Origin of the sequence: Paenibacillus sp. 598K, from assembly GCF_003851045.1 — a bacterium.
Classification (GTDB): domain Bacteria; phylum Bacillota; class Bacilli; order Paenibacillales; family Paenibacillaceae; genus Paenibacillus_D.
On sequence record NZ_BFBX01000130.1, the window covers coordinates 1 to 522 of the forward strand.

Annotated in this window: 1 pseudogene; it reads left to right on the top strand. The window is 51.7% G+C overall.

The features are described 5' to 3' along the window. Positions 1-335 precede the first annotated feature (335 nt). Positions 336-522, top strand: a pseudogene (locus PA598K_RS38350) (sugar ABC transporter permease); the annotation flags it as partial.

A 522-nucleotide genomic window follows, 5' to 3' on the forward strand; every position in this document is an offset into this window, starting at 1 on the left:
ATCCCGCCCCGTCCCGCCTCGTCTTGTCTAGCCCTACACCGCCCCAACTCGCTGCAGACGCCTCCCCGACCCGCTCTCTTAATCCTCGCAGGACATCCAACCAGTTGACCATGCAACTCCCGGATATGGAATTTTTACATACTGACCTGAAATTATTCAACTTGAGGAGAAGGAGTCCAGAGAGCGACAATAAGGACATCGAAGAACAGTAACCCAAACATAAAGGGGGAGCGGGACTCGCGCATGACCTGGCTGCAGCCATGAAAATCTGAGGGGATGCTCGTCGCTGCTGTTTCAATGTGTTCAACGTGCAAGCTGTCGCAAGGAGGTTCCACATGTCGTCATTTCTCAAGAAGGTTATTCGCAATAAGGCACTGCTATTATTGGTGCTGCCCGGCACGCTTTGGTTTTTGATTTTTGCCTATTTGCCGATGTTTGGCATCGTGGTCGCGTTCCAGGATTTCCGGGTGAGCCGGGACGGTTTTTTTGCAAGTATTTTTAACAGCGACTGGGTCGGCTTCA